At 68.3% G+C, this 19,257-nt stretch carries 16 protein-coding genes; 15 read left to right on the forward strand and 1 reads right to left on the reverse strand.

Features of this window, described 5'->3' with window-relative positions:
- Nucleotides 1-263 precede the first annotated feature (263 nt).
- The 15 genes from ACH4EW_RS00470 to recQ all read left to right on the forward strand — a co-directional run bounded on the left by ACH4EW_RS00470 (nucleotide 264) and on the right by recQ (nucleotide 18,504).
- Nucleotides 264-623, forward strand: coding sequence for an NADH-quinone oxidoreductase subunit A (locus tag ACH4EW_RS00470; RefSeq protein WP_003992243.1), 360 nt, complete (start codon nucleotides 264-266; stop codon nucleotides 621-623).
- Between the two features lie 18 nt (nucleotides 624-641).
- Nucleotides 642-1,196 (forward strand): NuoB/complex I 20 kDa subunit family protein, encoded by a 555-nt coding sequence (locus ACH4EW_RS00475; protein ID WP_398249662.1) that lies wholly within the window; start codon nucleotides 642-644, stop codon nucleotides 1,194-1,196.
- Entirely contained in the window at nucleotides 1,193-1,918 is a 726-nt protein-coding gene (locus tag ACH4EW_RS00480; RefSeq protein ID WP_398249664.1) for an NADH-quinone oxidoreductase subunit C, read from the forward strand. The genes ACH4EW_RS00475 and ACH4EW_RS00480 overlap by 4 nt, the downstream gene beginning before the upstream one ends.
- A complete protein-coding gene (locus ACH4EW_RS00485; RefSeq protein ID WP_398249666.1) occupies nucleotides 1,918-3,240 on the forward strand; it encodes an NADH-quinone oxidoreductase subunit D in 1,323 nt (440 codons plus the stop codon). The genes ACH4EW_RS00480 and ACH4EW_RS00485 overlap by 1 nt, the downstream gene beginning before the upstream one ends.
- A gap of 29 nt (nucleotides 3,241-3,269) precedes the next feature.
- Complete coding sequence (gene nuoE / locus ACH4EW_RS00490; protein ID WP_398251188.1) at nucleotides 3,270-4,142, forward strand: NADH-quinone oxidoreductase subunit NuoE; 873 nt, start codon at nucleotides 3,270-3,272, stop codon at nucleotides 4,140-4,142.
- Complete coding sequence (gene nuoF, locus ACH4EW_RS00495; protein WP_398249668.1) at nucleotides 4,139-5,512, forward strand: NADH-quinone oxidoreductase subunit NuoF; 1,374 nt, start codon at nucleotides 4,139-4,141, stop codon at nucleotides 5,510-5,512. The genes nuoE and nuoF overlap by 4 nt, the downstream gene beginning before the upstream one ends.
- Nucleotides 5,509-8,040, forward strand: coding sequence for an NADH-quinone oxidoreductase subunit G (locus ACH4EW_RS00500; RefSeq protein WP_398249670.1), 2,532 nt, complete (start codon nucleotides 5,509-5,511; stop codon nucleotides 8,038-8,040). Before nuoF ends, ACH4EW_RS00500 begins: the two co-directional genes overlap by 4 nt.
- On the forward strand, nucleotides 8,037-9,440 hold the full coding sequence (nuoH, locus tag ACH4EW_RS00505) for an NADH-quinone oxidoreductase subunit NuoH (protein ID WP_398249672.1): 1,404 nt from the start codon (nucleotides 8,037-8,039) through the stop codon (nucleotides 9,438-9,440). Before ACH4EW_RS00500 ends, nuoH begins: the two co-directional genes overlap by 4 nt.
- On the forward strand, nucleotides 9,433-10,059 hold the full coding sequence (gene nuoI / locus ACH4EW_RS00510; RefSeq protein WP_398249674.1) for an NADH-quinone oxidoreductase subunit NuoI: 627 nt from the start codon (nucleotides 9,433-9,435) through the stop codon (nucleotides 10,057-10,059). Before nuoH ends, nuoI begins: the two co-directional genes overlap by 8 nt.
- Nucleotides 10,056-10,883, forward strand: coding sequence for an NADH-quinone oxidoreductase subunit J (locus ACH4EW_RS00515; protein ID WP_398249676.1), 828 nt, complete (start codon nucleotides 10,056-10,058; stop codon nucleotides 10,881-10,883). The genes nuoI and ACH4EW_RS00515 overlap by 4 nt, the downstream gene beginning before the upstream one ends.
- Nucleotides 10,880-11,179, forward strand: a complete 300-nt coding sequence (gene nuoK, locus ACH4EW_RS00520) for an NADH-quinone oxidoreductase subunit NuoK (RefSeq protein ID WP_093543641.1) — start codon at nucleotides 10,880-10,882, stop codon at nucleotides 11,177-11,179. Before ACH4EW_RS00515 ends, nuoK begins: the two co-directional genes overlap by 4 nt.
- A gap of 14 nt (nucleotides 11,180-11,193) precedes the next feature.
- On the forward strand, nucleotides 11,194-13,089 hold the full coding sequence (gene nuoL, locus ACH4EW_RS00525; protein WP_398249678.1) for an NADH-quinone oxidoreductase subunit L: 1,896 nt from the start codon (nucleotides 11,194-11,196) through the stop codon (nucleotides 13,087-13,089).
- Nucleotides 13,090-13,093: 4 nt separating this feature from the next.
- Complete coding sequence (locus tag ACH4EW_RS00530) at nucleotides 13,094-14,692, forward strand: NADH-quinone oxidoreductase subunit M (RefSeq protein ID WP_398249680.1); 1,599 nt, start codon at nucleotides 13,094-13,096, stop codon at nucleotides 14,690-14,692.
- Complete coding sequence (nuoN, locus tag ACH4EW_RS00535) at nucleotides 14,689-16,353, forward strand: NADH-quinone oxidoreductase subunit NuoN (protein WP_398249682.1); 1,665 nt, start codon at nucleotides 14,689-14,691, stop codon at nucleotides 16,351-16,353. Before ACH4EW_RS00530 ends, nuoN begins: the two co-directional genes overlap by 4 nt.
- 141 nt (nucleotides 16,354-16,494) lie before the next feature.
- Nucleotides 16,495-18,504 carry a DNA helicase RecQ gene (gene recQ, locus ACH4EW_RS00540; protein WP_398249684.1) on the forward strand — a complete coding sequence of 670 codons (2,010 nt, stop codon included), beginning with the start codon at nucleotides 16,495-16,497 and terminating at the stop codon, nucleotides 18,502-18,504.
- Between the two features lie 27 nt (nucleotides 18,505-18,531).
- On the opposite strand, the gene ACH4EW_RS00545 is transcribed toward recQ, so the two are convergent.
- Nucleotides 18,532-19,140 carry a Uma2 family endonuclease gene (locus ACH4EW_RS00545; protein ID WP_398249686.1) on the reverse strand — a complete coding sequence of 203 codons (609 nt, stop codon included), beginning with the start codon at nucleotides 19,138-19,140 and terminating at the stop codon, nucleotides 18,532-18,534.
- Nucleotides 19,141-19,257: the final 117 nt, after the last annotated feature.

Consider the following 19,257-nt stretch of genomic DNA (forward strand, 5'->3'; position numbering starts at 1 on the left):
AGCATCAGATGTCACGGCTCGTGATCATGCGACCTCTTTGCGTGTGAAGGTCAGCCCTCATCCGGCTTCATGATCATTCGCCTGGTGGCAGAGATCACAAACTCGGTGTAGTACCCCGTGTCGCAGATCACAGGATGGCGGGCATAGGATGCGGGGCAGTCGGGCTTGTGAACTGCCTCACATGTACACGATCTTGGTGGGGTGGTGAGCCGAATCGCCCGATGCGGTCCAACGGTCAAGGACGACTGGAAGGAGCGAGGAGCGTGAATGCCTACGCGCCCATCCTCGTGCTCGGCGCCCTCGGGGCAGGGTTTGCGATCTTCTCCGTGGTCATGGCCACGCTTATCGGCCCAAAGCGGTACAACCGGGCAAAGCTCGAAGCGTACGAGTGCGGTATCGAACCCACCCCCACTCCAGCCGGAGGCGGCCGTTTCCCTATCAAGTACTACCTGACGGCGATGCTCTTCATCGTCTTCGACATCGAGATCGTCTTCCTCTATCCCTGGGCGGTCACCTTCGACGCCCTGGGGATCTTCGGGCTCGTGGAGATGCTGCTCTTCGTGCTCACTGTCTTCGTCGCCTACGCGTATGTATGGCGCCGCGGCGGCCTGGAATGGGACTGAGGGGCTGAGGGGCACACCATGGGACTCGAAGAGAAGCTGCCCAGCGGCTTCATGCTGACCACTGTCGAACAGGCCGCCGGCTGGGTGCGGAAGTCCTCCGTCTTCCCCGCCACCTTCGGCCTCGCCTGCTGCGCCATCGAGATGATGACGACCGGGGCCGGGCGCTACGACCTGGCCCGTTTCGGTATGGAGGTCTTCCGCGGATCGCCGCGGCAGGCGGATCTGATGATCGTGGCAGGGCGGGTCAGCCAGAAGATGGCGCCCGTCCTGCGGCAGGTCTACGACCAGATGCCGAATCCCAAGTGGGTTATCTCCATGGGGGTTTGCGCATCATCGGGCGGAATGTTCAATAATTACGCCATTGTTCAGGGTGTTGATCATATTGTTCCGGTCGATATCTATTTGCCGGGCTGCCCGCCGCGGCCCGAGATGCTGATGGACGCGATCCTCAAGCTCCACCAGAAGATCCAGAGCTCCAAGCTCGGGGTCAACGCGGAGGAGGCCGCCCGCGAGGCGGAGGACGCGGCGCTCAAGGCACTGCCCCTGATCGAGATGAAGGGGCTCCTGCGGTGAGTGAGAACCAGAAGCACGACGAGCAGAACAACAACGGCGTGCCCGCGCCGCGCGACGAGACCGGCGAGGTCATCGGCGTACGCAAGGGCATGTTCGGCGCCAACAACGGCGGCGACACCTCCGGCTACGGCGGCCTCGTCCGCACGGTCACGCTGCCGGGCGCCACGTCCCGACCGTACGGCGGCTGGTTCGACGAAGTGGCCGACGAGCTCGAAGGGGCCCTGGAGGAACAGGACCTGCTTCCCGCCAACGCCATCGAGAAGACCGTCGTCGACCGCGGCGAGCTCACCTTCCACATCGCCCGCGAACACCTCGTCCGGGTCGCCCGGACCCTGCGCGACGACCCGGCGCTGCGCTTCGAGCTCTGTACGGGGGTGAGCGGCGTCCACTTCCTCGGTGACAAGGGCCGGGAGCTGCACGCCGTCTACCACCTGCGCTCGATCACCCACGGCCGGCTGATCCGCCTGGAGGTGTCGGCCCCGGACAGCGATCCGCACATCCCGTCCCTCGTCGAGGTCTACCCGACCAACGACTGGCACGAGCGCGAGACCTACGACTTCTTCGGGCTCATCTTCGACGGGCACCCCGCCCTCACCCGGATCATGATGCCGGACGACTGGCAGGGCTTCCCGCAGCGCAAGGACTATCCGCTCGGCGGCATCGCCGTCGAGTACAAGGGCGCCCAGATCCCGGCTCCGGACCAGCGGAGGTCGTACTCCTGATGACTACTCCCCATGCAACGCCTCGCGCCACGACCGAGGGGACTGTATATACAGTCACCGGCGGCGACTGGGACGAGGTCGTCGAGTCCGCGGTCAAGTCCGACGACGAGCGCATCATCGTCAACATGGGCCCCCAGCACCCGTCCACGCACGGGGTGCTGCGGCTGATCCTGGAGATCGACGGCGAGACCGTCACCGAGGCCCGCTGCGGCATCGGCTACCTCCACACCGGCATCGAGAAGAACCTCGAATTCCGGAACTGGACCCAGGGCACCACCTTCGTGACGCGCATGGATTATCTGACGCCGTTCTTCAACGAGGCGGCGTACTGCCTGGGCGTCGAGAAGCTCCTCGGCATCGAGGACCAGATCCCCGACCGGGCCCGCGTACTGCGCGTGCTCCTGATGGAGCTCAACCGGATCTCCTCGCATCTGGTGTGCATCGCCACCGGCGGCATGGAGCTCGGCGCCACCACGATCATGATCTACGGCTTCCGCGATCGTGAACTCGTTCTCGATCTCTTCGAGCTGATCACCGGCCTGCGGATGAACCACGCGTTCATCCGGCCCGGCGGACTCGCCCAGGACCTGCCGCCCGGCGCGATCGACCAGCTCCGCGAGTTCGTGAAGACCATGAAGAAGAACCTGCCGGAGTACGACAAGCTCGCCACCGGCAACCCGATCTTCAAGGCCCGCATGCAGGATGTCGGCTATCTCGACCTGACCGGCTGCATGGCACTCGGCGTCACCGGCCCGATGCTGCGCTCCGCCGGACTCCCGCACGACCTGCGCAAGACGGACCCGTACTGCGGATACGAGACGTACGAGTTCGACGTTCCCACCGCCGACAGCTGCGACGCCTACGGCCGCTTCCTCATCCGCCTGGAGGAGATGCGCCAGTCGCTCAGGATTGTCGAGCAGTGCATCGACCGGCTCGCTCCCGGACCGGTGATGGTCGCCGACAAGAAGATCGCCTGGCCGGCGCAGCTCGCACTCGGTCCGGACGGGCTCGGCAATTCGCTCGACCACATCAAGAAGATCATGGGCACCTCCATGGAGGCCCTGATCCATCACTTCAAGCTGGTGACCGAGGGCTTCCGCGTCCCGGCCGGGCAGACGTACACCGCGGTCGAGTCGCCCAAGGGCGAGCTCGGCGTCCATGTCGTCTCGGACGGCGGCACCCGCCCCTACCGGGTCCACTTCCGCGACCCGTCCTTCACCAATCTGCAGGCCATGGCGGCGATGTGCGAGGGCGGCCAGGTCGCCGACGTCATCGTCGCCGTCGCGTCCATCGACCCCGTGATGGGAGGCGTCGACCGGTGACCGAAACACGTCAGGAAGTCAGTCTGGGGATGCCGCAGCTCCCCGCCCCCGCCTACCCGGCCGAGGTGCGCGCCAGGCTCGAAGCGGACGCGAAGGAGGTGATCGCCCGCTACCCCGACAGCCGCTCCGCACTGCTTCCGCTGCTGCACCTGGTGCAGTCGGAGGAGGGGTACGTCTCCCGTACGGGCATGGCGTTCTGCGCCGAGCTGCTTGGCCTCACCACCGCGGAGGTCACCGCGGTCGCCACCTTCTACACGATGTACCGGCGCAAGCCCGGCGGCGACTACCAGGTCGGGGTCTGTACCAACACCCTGTGCGCGGTGATGGGCGGCGACGCGATCCTCGACCGGCTGAAGGAACACCTCGGCGTAGGCAACGACGAGACCACCAAGGACGGCAAGGTCACCCTCGAGCACATCGAGTGCAACGCGGCCTGCGACTTCGCTCCCGTGGTGATGGTCAACTGGGAATTCTTCGACAACCAGACACCCGAGAGCGCGACGCGTCTGGTCGACGACCTGATCGCCGGGCGCACCGTCGAACCCACCCGCGGCGCGCCCCTGTGCTCGTACAAGGAGACGTCCCGGATCCTGGCCGGCTTCCCCGACGAGCGCCCCGGCGCCGTCGAGGCGTCCGGCGGCGCGGGCCCCGCCTCGCTGATCGGCCTCCGGCTCGCCAAGGGCGAGGAACCGCCCCCACGGGTCGTCTCCCCGCGCGGCGAGGCGGCCCGCAGCGGCCGGGCCCACGACCCGTCGCCGTCCGAGCACCTCGGCTCGCACGCCCACCCGTCACCCGACCACCGCCCCTCAACGAGTCCCTCCGGGACGCCGGACATCTCGCAGCAGACCTCGGCTTCCGACCCGGCCCACCCGGCCGGTCCCGTCGCTGAGGAGGGTGAGTGATGACGTTGGCAGCCGAGATCAACGAGAACGGGAACGGTGGCAGCCCCGAGAAGCTGCTCGCCCCCGTCCTGTCCGCCTTCTGGGACGAGCCGGAATCCTGGACCCTGGAGACCTACCGGCGTCACGAGGGATACGAGGGGCTGCGCAAGGCCCTCGCCATGTCGCCCGACGAGCTCATCGCATACGTCAAGGACTCCGGTCTGCGCGGCCGCGGCGGCGCGGGCTTCCCCACCGGGATGAAGTGGCAGTTCATCCCGCAGGGTGATGGCAAACCGCACTATCTGGTGGTCAACGCCGACGAGTCGGAGCCCGGGACCTGCAAGGACATCCCGCTCCTCTTCGCCAATCCGCACTCCCTCATCGAGGGCATCGTGATTGCCTGCTACGCGATCCGTTCCTCGCATGCGTTCATCTATCTGCGTGGTGAAGTCGTCCCCGTACTGCGGCGGTTGCACGAGGCCGTGCGCGAGGCGTACGAGGCGGGCTTCCTCGGGACGGACATCCTGGGCTCGGGGCTCGACCTGGAACTCACCGTGCACGCGGGAGCGGGCGCTTACATCTGTGGTGAGGAGACCGCACTGCTCGACTCGCTCGAAGGGCGACGCGGCCAGCCCCGGCTGCGACCCCCCTTCCCCGCGGTCGCCGGTCTGTACGCCTGCCCCACTGTGGTGAACAACGTCGAGTCCATCGCGTCGGTTCCCGCGATCCTGAACCGGGGCAAGGAGTGGTTCAAGTCCATGGGCAGCGAGAAGTCCCCGGGCTTCACGCTGTATTCGCTCAGCGGGCATGTCGCGAGCCCCGGCCAGTACGAGGCCCCGCTCGGCATCACGCTGCGCCAGCTGCTCGACATGAGCGGCGGCATGCGCGCAGGGCACCGGCTGAAGTTCTGGACCCCCGGCGGCTCCTCGACCCCGATGTTCACCGACGAGCACCTCGATGTGCCGCTCGACTACGAGGGTGTCGGCGCCGCCGGTTCCATGCTCGGCACCAAGGCGCTCCAGTGCTTCGACGAGACGACCTGCGTCGTACGGGCCGTCACCCGCTGGACCGAGTTCTATGCCCACGAGTCCTGCGGCAAGTGCACGCCGTGCCGTGAAGGCACCTACTGGCTGGTCCAGTTGCTCCGTGACATCGAGGCGGGCAAGGGGCAGATGGGCGATCTCGACAAGCTGAACGACATCGCCGACAACATCAACGGCAAGTCCTTCTGCGCCCTCGGCGACGGCGCCGCCTCGCCGATCTTCTCCTCGCTGAAGTACTTCCGAGAGGAGTACGAGCAGCACATCACGGGCAGGGGCTGCCCCTTCGATCCCGCCAGGTCGACCGCCTGGGCCGACGACAAGAACGCTCACCAGGGGGTGAACGCATGACAGTCACCACGAGTGCGCCCTCCGGGGGCGGCGAGGCGGCCCTTCCGCCCGAGGACCTTGTCACGCTGACGATCGACGGCATCGAGATCAGCGTGCCCAAGGGCACCCTGGTCATCCGGGCCGCCGAACTCCTCGGCATCGAGATCCCGCGCTTCTGCGACCACCCGCTCCTCGACCCGGCCGGCGCCTGCCGCCAGTGCATCGTCGAGGTCGAGGGCCAGCGCAAGCCGATGGCGTCCTGCACCATCACCTGCACCGACGGCATGGTGGTGAAATCGCAGCTCACCTCGCCCGTCGCCGAGAAGGCGCAGAAGGGTGTGATGGAGCTGCTGCTCATCAACCACCCGCTGGACTGCCCGGTCTGCGACAAGGGCGGTGAATGCCCGCTGCAGAACCAGGCGATGTCGCACGGCGGCGCCGACTCCCGTTTCGACGGCAAGAAGCGCACGTTCGAGAAGCCCGTCCCGATCTCCACCCAGGTGCTGCTGGACCGCGAGCGGTGTGTGCTCTGCGCACGCTGCACCCGGTTCTCCAACCAGGTGGCGGGCGACCCGATGATCGAGCTGCTGGAGCGCGGTGCACTCCAGCAGGTCGGTACCGGCGAGGGCGACCCGTTCGAGTCGTACTTCTCCGGGAACACCATCCAGATCTGCCCGGTCGGGGCGCTGACCTCGGCGGCGTACCGGTTCCGCTCCCGGCCCTTCGACCTGGTGTCGTCGCCGTCGGTGTGCGAGCACTGCGCGGGCGGCTGCGCGACCCGTACCGACCACCGGCGCGGCAAGGTCATGCGGCGGCTCGCCGCCAACGACCCCGAGGTCAACGAGGAGTGGCTCTGCGACAAGGGCCGCTTCGGTTTCCGTTACGCGCAGCAACGGGACCGGCTCACCACTCCGATGGTGCGCAACGCGGACGGTGTCCTGGAACCGGCGAGCTGGCCCGAGGCGCTGGCCGCCGCGGCTGCCGGTCTCTCGGCCGCGCACGGCAGGACGGGTGTCCTCACGGGCGGCCGGCTGACCGTCGAGGACGCCTACGCGTACAGCAAGTTCGCCCGGGTCGCGCTGGACACGAACGACATCGACTTCCGGGCCCGGGTGCACAGCGGCGAGGAGGCCGACTTCCTGGCTGCCCGCGTGGCCGGGCGCGGCCGTGACCTGGACGGCAGCGGGATCACGTACACCTCGCTGGAGAAGGCCCCGGCGGTGCTGCTGGCCGGGTTCGAGTCGGAGGAGGAGGCGCCCGGCGTCTTCCTGCGGCTGCGCAAGGCGAACCGCAAGCACGGACAGCGCACGTTCGCCGTCGCCTCGCACGCCACGCGTGGCCTCACGAAGGCGGGCGGCACGCTGCTTCCCGCCGCCCCCGGCACCGAGACCGAGTGGCTGGACGCGATCGCGGGCGGCGTCGGACTCGACGGCGACGGAGCCGCGGCGGCCGAGGCGCTGCGCGCCGAGGGAGCCGTGATCGTGGTCGGTGAGCGACTGGCCGCGGTGCCGGGCGCTCTGACCGCCGCGGTACGGACCGCCACCGCGACCGGGGCCACGCTGGTGTGGATCCCGCGGCGGGCCGGCGAGCGCGGTGCGGTGGAGGCGGGCGCGCTTGGGTCGCTGCTGCCCGGCGGCCGTCCGGCGACCGACCCGAGGGCCAGGGACGAGGTGGCGGCCGTCTGGGGCGTCGCCGAACTCCCGTCCCGCTTCGGCCGCGACACCGGTCAGATCGTGGAGGCGGCGGCCACCGGCGAACTGGGCGCACTGGTCGTCGCCGGGGTGGGGACCGTGGATCTGCCGGACCCGGCACGGGCCCTGGAGGCTCTGGACCGGGTCGGCTTCCTGGTCTCGCTGGAGCTGCGGCCCAGCGAGGTGACCGAGCGGGCCGATGTGGTCTTCCCGGTCGCCGCGGTGGCCGAGAAGGCCGGCACCTTCCTCAACTGGGAGGGCAGGGCCCGGATGTTCGAGGCGGCGCTGAAGCCCGAGCAGATGACGCGGACGCTCGCGCCGACCGATGCCCGGGTGCTGCACATGCTGGCCGACGCGATCGCTCATGCCGAAGGCGCTGATGAACCCAGTCGCTTCGCGCTGCCGGATCTGAAGTCCGTACGCCGTGAGCTGGACCGGCTCGGCGGCTGGACCGGTACGCATGCCACCGACCCGAACGAGCCGGCGCTGCCGCTGCCCAGGCCCGGCGACGGCGAGGCGGTCCTCGCGGGCCACCGGATGCTGCTCGACCTGGGCCGGCTCCAGGAGGGCGACGACGCCCTGGCCGGCACCCGGCACGCCTCGGTCGCCCGGCTCTCCGCCGTCACCGCGGCCGATACGGGCGTGAAGGACGGCGACCTGCTGGCCGTCACCGGCCCGGCGGGCAGCGTCGAACTCCCGCTGAAGGTCACCGACATGCCGGACCGGGTGGTCTGGGTGCCGCTGAACTCCGTCGGGCGGGGCGTCCCGGCCGACACCGGTGCCCGGCCCGGCGGTCTGGTCCGGATCGGCCCCGCCGCACCGGGCACTCCCGACATCACACCGGAGGTGGGGGCGTGACTGTCTTCGCTCAACTGGCCGCGGCACCGCACAGTGCCGTACTCGCCGCCGAGGATCTGTCGATGTTCGGCACCGACCCGTGGTGGCTCATCGTCATCAAGGCGGTGTTCTGCTTCGCGTTCCTGATGGTGACCGTGCTCTTCTCCATCGTCTGGGAGCGCAAGGTCGTCGCCTGGATGCAGCTGCGCATCGGCCCCAACCGGCACGGCCCCTGGGGCATGCTCCAGTCGCTCGCCGACGGCATCAAGCTGATGCTGAAGGAAGACGTCGTCGTCAAGCGCGCCGACAAGGTCGTGTACGTGCTCGCGCCGATCGTCGCCGCCGTACCGGCGTTCATGGCGATCGCGGTCATCCCGTTCGGCCCGTCCGGAAACGAGGTCTCGATCTTCGGGCACCGTACGGCGATGCAGCTCACCGACCTGCCGATCGCGATGCTCTACATCCTCGCGGTCGCCTCGGTCGGGATCTACGGCATCGTGCTGGCGGGCTGGTCGTCCGGATCGACGTACCCGCTCCTCGGCGGTCTGCGCTCGTGCGCGCAGATGATCAGTTACGAGATTGCGATGGGCGCCGCGTTCGCCTCGGTCTTCCTCTACTCCGGGTCGATGTCGACCTCGAAGATCGTGGAGGCGCAGCAGGACCGCTGGTTCATCATCCTGCTGCCGGTCTCCTTCGTCATCTACATCGTCACGATGGTCGGCGAGACCAACCGGGCCCCGTTCGACATGCCGGAGTCCGAGGGCGACCTGGTCGGCGGTTTCAACACCGAGTACTCGTCGATCAAGTTCGCGATGTTCATGCTCGCCGAGTACGTCAACATGGTCACCGTTGCCGCGGTCTCCACGACCCTGTTCCTGGGCGGCTGGCGGGCCCCGTGGCCGATCAGCACCTTCTGGGAGGGCGCGAACCACGGCTGGTGGCCGATGCTCTGGTTCGTCATCAAGGTCCAGCTGCTGCTGTTCTTCTTCATCTGGCTGCGCGGCACGCTGCCCCGGGTCCGCTACGACCAGCTGATGAAGCTCGGCTGGAAGGTCCTGATCCCGGTCTCCGTGGTCTGGCTGATGCTGGTCGCGACGGTGCGGGCGATGCGCAACGAGGGGTACGACTTCTCGAAGATCGTGCTGTACGTGGCCGGGGCCGTGATCGCGATCCTGCTGATCTCCTTCGCCGCCGACATCTTCCGCGACAAGAGGGGCCGGGCCGCCGAGGCGCCCGCGGGACCGGAGCCGGGGTTCGACCCGATGGCGGGCGGATTCCCGGTGCCGCCGCTGCCTGGGCAGACCCTGCCGCCGGTGCCGCGCCGCAGGCCGCGGAACGAGCGGAAGCTCGTTGTCAGTGGCGGGTCGGACACTGAGAGTGACGGAAATTCGAGTGACGGAAAGGAGGCTGACGGTGTCTGAGTCATCAGAGCCCTCGGGCGAGAAGTTCCAGAACCCTGTCGCCGGCTTCGGCGTGACCTTCAAGGCCATGTTCAAGAAGCGGCTGACCGAGCAGTATCCGGAAACGCAGAAGGTGACGGCGCCGCGCTTCCACGGCCGGCATCAGCTCAACCGTCACCCGGACGGTCTGGAGAAGTGCGTCGGCTGCGAGCTGTGCGCCTGGGCCTGTCCGGCGGACGCGATCTATGTGGAGGGCGCGGACAACACCGACGAGGAGCGCTACTCCCCGGGCGAGCGCTACGGCCGCGTCTACCAGATCAACTACGCGCGCTGCATTCTCTGCGGACTGTGCATCGAGGCATGCCCGACCCGGGCGCTGACGATGACCAATGAGTTCGAGCTCGCCAACACCAGCCGCGAGAGCCTCATCTACACCAAGGACGAGCTGCTCGCGGGCCTGCAGGAGGGCATGGTCGACACCCCGCACGCGATCTACCCCGGGATGGACGAGCAGGACTACTACCGGGGGCTGGTCACCGAGGCCGCGCCCGGTACGGAGCGCCAGGCCGCGGTCTCCAAGGGCGAGTCCAAGCAGGACAACGGGCACGGATGCGGCTCGGCACAGGAGGTGGACGCATGACCGGCCTGGCCGCAGCGGCCTCCCAGACCTCGACCGGTGAGGCCTTCCAGTTCTGGGTGCTGGGCACCGTCGCCGTGATCGGCGCGCTGTCCACCGTACTGATGAAAAAGGCCGTGCACAGTGCGCTGAGCCTCGCCGGGACCATGATCGTTTTGGCGGTCTTCTACCTCGTCAACGGTGCCTACTTCCTGGGCGTCGTCCAGATCGTCGTCTACACCGGCGCGATCATGATGCTGTTCCTCTTCGTGGTCATGCTCGTCGGGGTCACGGCGGCCGACTCGCTGAAGGAGACGCTCAAGGGCCAGCGCTGGCTGGCCGCGGGCTGCGGGCTCGGCTTCGGCATCCTGATGATCGCGGGCATCGGCAACGCCTCGCTGAAGACCTTCAACGGGCTCGGCGCCGCCAACGCCGAGCACGGCGGGAACGTCGAGGGACTGGCCAGCCTCATCTTCACCAAGTACGTCTTCGCCTTCGAGATCACCGGCGCCCTGCTGATCACGGCGACGGTCGGCGCGATGGTGCTCACCCACCGGGAGCGCACCGAACGGGCCAGGACCCAGCGGGAGATGTCCGAGCAGCGCGTGCGCAGCAAGCAGGTGCCGCCGCTGCCCGCCCCCGGTGTCTACGCCCGGCACAACGCCGTCGACATCCCGGGTCTGCTGCCGGACGGCACACCGTCCGGGCTCACCGTCATGCAGACGCTGCGCAGCCGCGGACAGATCCGCGATGTGTCGAAGGAGTCCCTGGACCAGCTCAAGGCGCTGGAGCAGCGCTCCGAGAAGCGGCTCGGCCGTGACAACGAAGACGAGGAGGTCGCCAAGTGAATCCGGTCAACTACCTCTATCTCGCCGCCTTGTTGTTCACCATCGGTGCGGCCGGGGTGCTGATCCGGCGGAACGCGATCGTGGTGTTCATGTGCGTGGAGCTGATGCTCAACGCCTGCAACCTCGCGTTCGTGACCTTCTCGCGGATGCACGGCAATCTCGACGGGCAGATCATCGCGTTCTTCACGATGGTTGTCGCCGCCGCCGAGGTCGTGGTCGGGCTCGCGATCATCGTGTCGGTGTTCCGTTCCCGCCACTCGGCCTCGGTCGACGACGCCAGCCTGATGAAGCTGTAAGGGGACGTTGAATCGTGGAGAACCTTATTGCGCTGCTCGTCGCAGCGCCTCTGCTCGGAGCTGCGGTCCTGCTCTGCGGCGGCCGACGGCTGGACCGCGCCGGACACTGGGTCGGCACCCTGCTCGCCGCCGTGTCGTTCGTCATCGGTGTCGTGCTCTTCCTCGACATGCTGGGGAAGAGCGCGGAGGACCGGGCGCTGCACCAGAAGCTGTTCAGCTGGATTCCGGTCGAGCGTTTCCAGGCCGATGTGGCCTTCCAGCTCGACCAGTTGTCGATGACGTTCGTGCTGCTGATCACCGGTGTGGGCACGCTGATCCACATCTACTCGATCGGCTACATGGAGCACGACGAGCGCCGGCGCCGATTCTTCGGCTATCTGAACCTGTTCCTCGCGGCAATGCTGATCCTGGTCCTCGCCGACAACTACCTGCTGCTGTACGTCGGGTGGGAGGGCGTCGGTCTGGCGTCGTACCTGCTGATCGGCTTCTGGCAGCACAAGCCCAGCGCGGCCACGGCCGCCAAGAAGGCATTCCTGGTCAACCGGGTCGGCGACATGGGGCTGTCGATCGCGATCATGCTGATGTTCACCACGTTCGGCACCTTCGCCTTCGGTCCCGTCCTGGGGGCGACCGGGGAGACAAGCGAGGGCAAGCTGACGGCGATCGGCCTGATGCTGCTGCTCGCGGCCTGCGGCAAGTCGGCCCAGGTGCCGTTGCAGTCCTGGCTCGGTGACGCGATGGAGGGCCCGACCCCGGTCTCGGCCCTCATCCACGCCGCGACCATGGTGACCGCGGGTGTCTACCTCATCGTCCGGTCCGGCGCGATCTTCAACGCCGCGCCGGACGCACAGCTGGCCGTCGTGGTCGTCGGTGCGGTCACGCTGCTCTTCGGTGCGATCGTCGGTTGTGCGAAGGACGACATCAAGAAGGCCCTCGCGGGGTCGACGATGTCGCAGATCGGCTACATGATCCTGGCCGCCGGGCTCGGCCCGATCGGCTACGTCTTCGCGATCATGCACCTGGTGACGCACGGCTTCTTCAAGGCCGGGCTCTTCCTCGGCGCCGGTTCGGTCATGCACGGCATGAACGACGAGGTCGACATGCGGAAGTTCGGCGGCCTCAGGACGTACATGCCGGTCACCTTCATCACCTTCGGCCTCGGCTATCTGGCGATCATCGGCTTCCCCGGTCTGTCCGGCTTCTTCTCCAAGGACAAGATCATCGAGGCGGCCTTCGCCAAGGGCGGCACCGAGGGCTGGATCCTCGGCTCGGTGGCCCTGCTGGGCGCCGGGATCACCGCGTTCTACATGACGCGCGTGATGCTGCTGACGTTCTTCGGGGAGAAGCGCTGGCAGCCCGACGCGGACGGGCGCGAGCCGCATCCGCACGAGTCCCCGAAGTCGATGACCATCCCCATGATCGTCCTGGCGTTCGGTTCGGTCTTCGCCGGGTTCCTCTTCTCCTTCGGTGACCGCTTCCTGAACTGGCTGGAGCCGGTCACCGAACACAGCCACGGCCACGCCCCGGTCAGCGCCGCGACCGTCACGGCGGCCACCATGGTGGTCCTCGTCATCGGCGTCGCCATCGCCTGGGCGATGTACGGACGGGGGCCGGTTCCGGTCGTCGCCCCGCGCGGCTCGCTGCTCACCCGGGCCGCCCGCCGCGATCTCCTCCAGGACGACTTCAACCATGTGGTCCTGGTCCGCGGCGGCGAGCACCTCACCCGCTCCCTGGTGTACGTCGACCACACCCTGGTCGACGGCGTCGTCAACGGCACGGCCGCCTCGATGGGCGGGCTCTCCGGCCGGCTGCGCAAGCTGCAGAACGGCTACGCCCGCTCCTACGCGGTCTCGATGTTCGGCGGTACGGCGATCGTCATCGCCGCGACCCTGCTGATGAGGGCGGTCTGATCACATGTCCTTTCCCCTCCTGACAGCGACGGCGGCGCTCCCGGCGATCGGTGCGATCGCCACCGCCGCCGTCCCGGCCGCCCGGCGCACCGTCGCCAAATGGCTGGCGCTGCTCTTCTCGCTGGCCACGCTCGTGCTGGCGGGCATCGCGCTCGCCCGCTTCGAGCCCGGCGGCGCCCGCTACCAGCTCACCGAATCACACGCCTGGATCAAGGACTTCGGCGTCCGGTACGAACTGGGCGTCGACGGCATCGGGCTGGCGCTCATGGCGCTCACCGCCCTGCTGATCCCGTTCATCATTCTGGCGGGTTGGCATGATGCCGATCCTCTGGAGAACCAGAGTCGCCGCTGGCGCCCGACCCAGGGCTTCTTCGCTCTGATCCTGATGGTCGAAGCGATGGTGATCCTCTCGTTCGAGGCCACCGACGTCTTCCTCTTCTACATCCTCTTCGAAGCCATGCTCATCCCGATGTACTTCCTCATCGGCGGCTTCGGGGACCGGGCGACGTCTTCTCGATCTGCCGCTGCCGCGGCGAACGGCAGCGACGAGAACGCGGCGGCGCAACGCTCGTACGCCGCGGTCAAGTTCCTCCTCTACAACCTGGTCGGCGGCCTGATCATGCTGGCCGCCGTGATCGGGCTGTACGTGGTCGCGGGGACGTTCTCGCTCTCCGAGATCGCCGAGGCCCGGGCCAACGGCTCGCTCTCGATGGCGACCAGCACGGAGCGCTGGCTCTTCCTCGGGTTCTTCTTCGCCTTCGCGGTGAAGGCCCCGCTGTGGCCGCTGCACACCTGGTTGCCCAACGCCATGGGCGAGGCGACCTCCCCGGTCGCTGTCCTGATCACCGCGGTCGTCGACAAGGTCGGCACCTTCGCGATGCTCCGCTTCTGCCTTCAGCTCTTCCCGGAGGCCAGCAAGTGGGCGACGCCGGTGATCGTCGTCCTGGCGCTGATCAGCATCGTGTACGGGGCGCTGCTCGCCGTCGGCCAGCGCGACATCAAGCGGCTGATCGCCTATGCGTCGATCTCGCACTTCGGCTTCATCGTCCTGGGCATCTTCGCGATGACCAGCCAGGGCCAGTCGGGCGCCACGCTGTACATGGTCAACCACGGGATCTCGACCGCCGCGCTGATGCTGGTGGCGGGCTTCCTGATCAGCCGGCGCGGTTCACGGCTCATCGCCGACTACGGCGGAGTGCAGAAGGTGGCGCCGGTCCTGGCCGGCACCTTCCTGGTCGGCGGTCTGGCCACCCTGTCGCTGCCCGGGCTCGCCCCGTTCGTCAGTGAATTCCTGGTCCTGGTCGGCGCGTTCAGCGCGTATCCGGCGGCGGGCATCATCGCCACGACCGGCATCGTGCTCGCCGCGCTGTACGTCCTCGTCCTCTACCAGCGGACGATGACGGGTCCGGTGAAGGCCGAGGTCCAGGGCATGGCGGACCTCAAGGTCCGGGAGCTGGTGGTGGTGCTTCCGCTGATCGGCCTGCTGCTCTTCCTGGGGGTCTATCCGAAGCCGCTGACGCAGATCGTCAACCCGGCGGTGCAGCACACCATGTCGGACGTCCAGAAGAAGGACCCCCAGCCTGAGGTGGAGGCCGCCAAGTGAGCGCAACAGCTGTCCACAGCCTGTGGACAATGGCGGGCGGAGTGACATCGGCCGCCCCGGCCGAGAGGTTCAAGGCGCCGGTCATCGAGTACGCCCAGCTGGCCCCGGTCCTCATTGTGATCGGCGTCGCCGTCGTGGGCGTACTCGTCGAAGCCTTCGTGCCGCGCCGGCTCCGGTACTACACGCAGGTCTTCCTGACGGTCGTCGCCCTCGCCGCCGCGTTCGCCGCGGTCGTCGGCCTGGCGGCCGGGGGGTACGGCACGACGAAGGCGCACATCGCCGCGATGGGCGCCATCGCGATCGACGGGCCGACGCTCTTCCTGCAGGGCACCATCCTGCTGACCTCGCTGGTCGCCGTCTTCACCTTCGCCGAGCGGCGGCTCGACCCCGCCGCGCACGGAAACCATGTCGACTCGTTCGCCGCACAGGCCGCGTCGGTCCCCGGCAGCGACAGCGAGAAGGCCGCGGTCAGGGCCGGGTTCACCACCACCGAGGTCTTCCCGCTGCTCCTCTTCTCGGTGGCCGGCATGCTGGTCTTCCCGGCGGCCAACGATCTGCTGACACTCTTCGTGGCCCTGGAGGTCTTCTCCCTCCCGCTCTACCTCCTGTGCGCCGTCGCCCGCCGCAAGCGGCTGATGTCGCAGGAGGCCGCGGTGAAGTACTTCCTGCTCGGCGCCTTCTCGTCGGCGTTCCTGCTCTTCGGGATCGCCCTGCTGTACGGGTACGCGGGCTCCGTCTCGTACGCCACCATCGCGAACGTGGTCGACGGCTCCGTCATCCGGATCGACCCGGCGCTCGCCGACACCATGGGCAACGACGCGCTGCTCCTGATCGGCGGGGCGATGATCCTGACCGGTCTGCTCTTCAAGGTCGGCGCCGTCCCGTTCCACATGTGGACTCCGGACGTCTACCAGGGCGCCCCGACCCCGGTCACCGGCTTCATGGCCGCGGCCACCAAGGTCGCCGCGTTCGGCGCGCTGCTGCGTCTGCTGTACGTGGTGCTGCCGGGCCTCGCCTGGGACTGGCGCCCGGTCATGTGGGCCGTCGCGATCGTCACGATGCTGGGCGGTGCGATCGTCGCCGTCACCCAGACCGACATCAAGCGGCTGCTCGCCTACTCCTCGATCGCACACGCCGGCTTCATCCTCGCCGGTGTCATCGCGACCACCCCGGACGGTATCTCGTCGGTCCTCTTCTACCTGGGCGCGTACTCCTTCGTGACGGTCGGCGCGTTCGCCGTCGTCACCCTGGTGCGCGACGCGGGCGGCGAGGCGACGCATCTGTCGAAGTGGGCCGGGCTCGGCCGGCGCTCGCCGCTGGTCGCCGCGGTCTTCGCGGTGTTCCTGCTGGCCTTCGCGGGCATCCCGCTCACCTCCGGGTTCTCCGGGAAGTTCGCCGTCTTCAAGGCTGCGGCGGACGGCGGTGCGGGCGGCCTGGTCGTGGTCGGTGTGATCGCGTCGGCGATCGCCGCGTTCTTCTACATCCGGGTCATCGTGCTGATGTTCTTCAGCGAGCCGAAGGCGGACGGCCCGACGGTCGCCGTCCCGTCCCCGCTGACGATGACGACGATCGCGGTCGGTGTCGCGGTCACGCTGGTGCTGGGCCTGGCCCCGCAGTACTTCCTGGACCTGGCGAGCCAGGCGGGAGTGTTCGTGAGGTAGCGCACACGCACACAGCCGGAACGACGCCGGACGGGCCTGAGAAGTCAAGCCCGTCCGGCGTTGTCGTAGGCGGCGCCTATCGTGGCAGGGGACGGCGGCAGGACGGAACGGGACGGACCCGGGATCTCAGGGGACGAAGCGATGAGTGTGACGGGCGTGACCATGGATGTGACCGAGAGCGAGGCGCGGCAGACGCTGCACCGGGTGTTCGGCTACGAGGCCTTCCGCGGCGAGCAGGAAGCGATCGTCGACCACGTGGTGGCGGGCGGGGACGCCGTCGTGCTCATGCCGACCGGTGGCGGAAAGTCCCTCTGCTACCAGATCCCGGCCCTGGTCAGAGCTGGTACGGGCATCGTCATCTCACCCCTGATCGCCCTGATGCAGGACCAGGTGGACGCGCTGCGGTCCCTCGGTGTGCGGGCCGGATTCATCAACTCCACGCAGGACTTCGACGAGCGTCGCTCGATGGAGGCCCAGTTCGTCGCCGGCGAACTCGACGTGCTCTATCTGGCCCCGGAGCGGCTCCGCCTGGACACCACGCTCGGTCTGCTCTCCCGTGGCGAGATCTCCGTCTTCGCGATCGACGAGGCGCACTGCGTGGCCCAGTGGGGTCACGACTTCCGCCCGGACTACCTGGCCCTCTCCGTCCTCGGCGAGCGCTGGCCCGACGTACCGCGCATCGCCCTGACGGCGACCGCGACGAACGCCACGCACGAGGAGATCACCCGGCGTCTGGGCATGCCCGACGCGAAGCACTTCGTCGCCAGTTTCGACCGGCCCAACATCCAGTACCGGATCGTGCCGAAGGCCGACCCGAAGAAGCAGTTGCTCTCCTTCCTCAAGGAGGAACACACGGGGGACGCGGGCATCGTCTACTGCCTGTCGCGCAACTCGACCGAGAAGACCGCCGAGTACCTCTGCCGCAACGGCATCGAGGCCGTGCCGTACCACGCCGGTCTGGACGCGGGCACGCGCGCCGTCCACCAGTCTCGCTTCCTGCGCGAGGAGGGCCTGGTCGTCGTCGCGACCATCGCGTTCGGCATGGGCATCGACAAGCCGGATGTGCGCTTCGTCGCCCATCTGGACCTGCCGAAATCGGTCGAGGGCTACTACCAGGAGACCGGCCGTGCGGGCCGTGACGGGCTCTCGTCCACGGCGTGGATGGCGTACGGACTCCAGGACGTCGTCCAGCAGCGCAAGCTCATCCAGGGTGGTGAGGGCGATGAGGCGTTCCGCCGTCGCGCCGCCTCCCACCTCGACGCGATGCTGGCCCTGTGCGAGACGGTCCAGTGCCGCCGCGCCCAACTCCTGACGTACTTCGGCCAGGAGCCCACCGCATCGGCCTGCGGCAACTGCGACACCTGCCTCACCCCGCCCGAGACCTGGGACGGCACGGTGGCCGCGCAGAAGCTGCTGTCGACCGTGGTACGGCTGAAGCGGGAGCGCGGGCAGAAGTTCGGCGCGGGCCAGATCACCGACATCCTGCTCGGCCGCAAGACCGCGAAGGTCATCCAGTTCGACCACGACCAGCTCTCGGTCTTCGGTATCGGCGGCGAGCTGTCCGAAGCCGAATGGCGCGGAGTCGTACGGCAGTTGCTCGCCCAGGGGCTGATCGCGATCGAGGGCGAGTACGGCACGCTGGTGCTGACGGAGGAGAGCGGCGCGGTGCTCGGCCGGGAGCGCGAGGTGCTGCTGCGCAAGGAGGCGCCGAAGCCCGCATCGCTCTCCACGAAGGGCGAACGCAAGGCGAAGCCCCAGGCGGCCGCCGCCGAACTGGCTCCCGAGGCCGTCCCGGTCTTCGAAGCGCTACGGGCCTGGCGCGGCGCCCAGGCAAAGGAGCAGGGCGTTCCGGCGTACGTCATCTTCCACGACGCGACGCTGCGCGAGATCGCCACCGTGCGGCCGGACTCGGTCTCCGCGCTGGGCGGAATCAGCGGCCTGGGCGAGAAGAAGCTGGCGACGTACGGGGCGGGGGTGCTGGAGGTGCTCGCGTCGTTCGGGGAGGCGGAGACGGCCCCGGCAGCCGGTCCTGCGGTGGTCCCCGCCGCACCGGCCCCGGCGGCCTCCGCGGATCCGGGCCGGGGCACGTCGGCGGCCTTTGACGCCGATCCGGAGTTCGGCTGGGACGAGGAACCGCCCGAGTACGAGTGAGGGCGGGGGCCGGTGGCGGCGCCGGAGCTACTCCGGGGCCGCTGCCCGGCGGCGCGGGGTGATCGCGGTGAGGTCGAGATCGACCGGGAAGGGGACGGAGACCTTCATACGGTCGTGGAAGATGCCGGTGGATGTGTAGGCCCCGGTCGACGGTTCCAACTCGAAGACATAGACCACCGCCCTGCCGTCGTGGTTCTCCACTCGCCAGTAGTGCGGGATCCGGGCCCGCGCGTACTTCACGGGCTTGGTCTCCCGGTCCCGGGTCAGGGACTCCGGGGAGACGACCTCGATCGCCAGCCGTACGGACTCGGCGGGGAAGCGAGTCTGGTTCGGGTCCTGGATGATCTCGCCGTCCACGACGATCACATCGGGCTCGGGCCGGTTGTAGCGGTCGATGTCGATGGTGAACTCACGCACGACCTCCAGATCGTGTGGCACCAGCGACTGCAGTTGCCATTCGAAGAAGCTGACTGCCCGTGAATGGAACAGGGTCTGCGGACTCACGAAAACAAGGCTCCCGTCGATCAGCTCCGTGTGCGGAGGCAGATTCGGGAGTGTGTCCAGGTCATCGGCGGTCCAGCCGCCCACGGGCGGAACCGCCCACCGCGGCTCGTTGGCCTCGGGTTCGACGCTCATCAGTGCTCCCATGCACGGAGTCTCGCGGGACTTTCCAGCGTATCCGCCGGAAATGGGATATGGCTCCCCCGAACGTGTGAACACCCTGCGCACCGCTGACCGGGTAAGTCACCCCCG

It is taken from the genome of Streptomyces sp. NPDC018000 (assembly GCF_044328025.1).
Taxonomy (GTDB): Bacteria; Actinomycetota; Actinomycetes; order Streptomycetales; family Streptomycetaceae; genus Streptomyces.